The sequence below is a fragment of the Dactylosporangium darangshiense genome, from assembly GCF_039537565.1.
GTDB classification, from domain to species: Bacteria; Actinomycetota; Actinomycetes; order Mycobacteriales; family Micromonosporaceae; genus Dactylosporangium; species Dactylosporangium darangshiense.
In genome coordinates, this window is sequence record NZ_BAABAT010000204.1 from 1 (window position 1) to 954 (window position 954).

1 protein-coding gene is annotated in these 954 nt (G+C 68.7%); it reads left to right on the forward strand.

The window, feature by feature from the left end; genetic code table 11:
- Positions 1–954, forward strand: a 954-nt coding sequence (gene groEL, locus ABD901_RS58705) for a chaperonin GroEL (RefSeq protein ID WP_345145102.1), incomplete at both ends; no start/stop codon positions are given.

Here is a 954-nt window from a genome sequence, read left to right on the forward strand (position 1 = left end):
GTCGGCGAGATCATCGCCGAGGCCATGGACAAGGTCGGCAAGGAAGGCGTCATCACCGTCGAGGAGAGCAACACCTTCGGCCTCGAGCTCGAGCTCACCGAGGGCATGCGCTTCGACAAGGGCTACATCTCGCCGTACTTCGTGACCGACACCGACCGGATGGAGGCCGTCCTCGACGACCCGTACATCCTGATCGTCGAGTCGAAGGTCTCCGCGGTGAAGGACCTGCTCCCGGTGCTGGAGAAGGTCATGCAGTCCGGCAAGCCGCTCGTGATCATCTCCGAGGACGTCGAGGCCGAGGCCCTGGCGACCCTCGTGGTGAACAAGATCCGCGGCACCTTCAAGTCGGTCGCCGTCAAGGCCCCCGGCTTCGGTGACCGCCGCAAGGCGATGCTGACCGACATCGCGATCCTGACCGGCGGCCAGGCCATCTCCGAGACCGTCGGGCTGAAGCTGGAGAACGCGGACCTCGGCCTGCTCGGCCGCGCCCGCAAGGTCGTCGTCACCAAGGACGAGACCACCGTCGTCGACGGCTCCGGCGACGCCGACTCGATCAACGGCCGCGTCTCGCAGATCCGCGCCGAGATCGAGAAGAGCGACTCGGACTACGACCGCGAGAAGCTGCAGGAGCGCCTGGCCAAGCTGGCCGGCGGCGTTGCGGTCATCAAGGTCGGCGCGGCCACCGAGGTCGAGCTCAAGGAGCGCAAGCACCGCATCGAGGACGCCGTTCGCAACGCGAAGGCGGCCGTCGAGGAGGGCATCGTGCCCGGCGGTGGCGTGGCCCTGGTGCAGGCCGGCAAGACCGCGTTCGACAAGCTGGACCTGGTCGGCGACGAGGCGACCGGCGCGAACATCGTCAAGGTCGCGCTCGACGCCCCGCTGCGGCAGATCGCCGTGAACGCCGGCCTCGAGGGCGGCGTCGTGGTCGAGCGCGTCCGCAACCTGGAGGCCGGC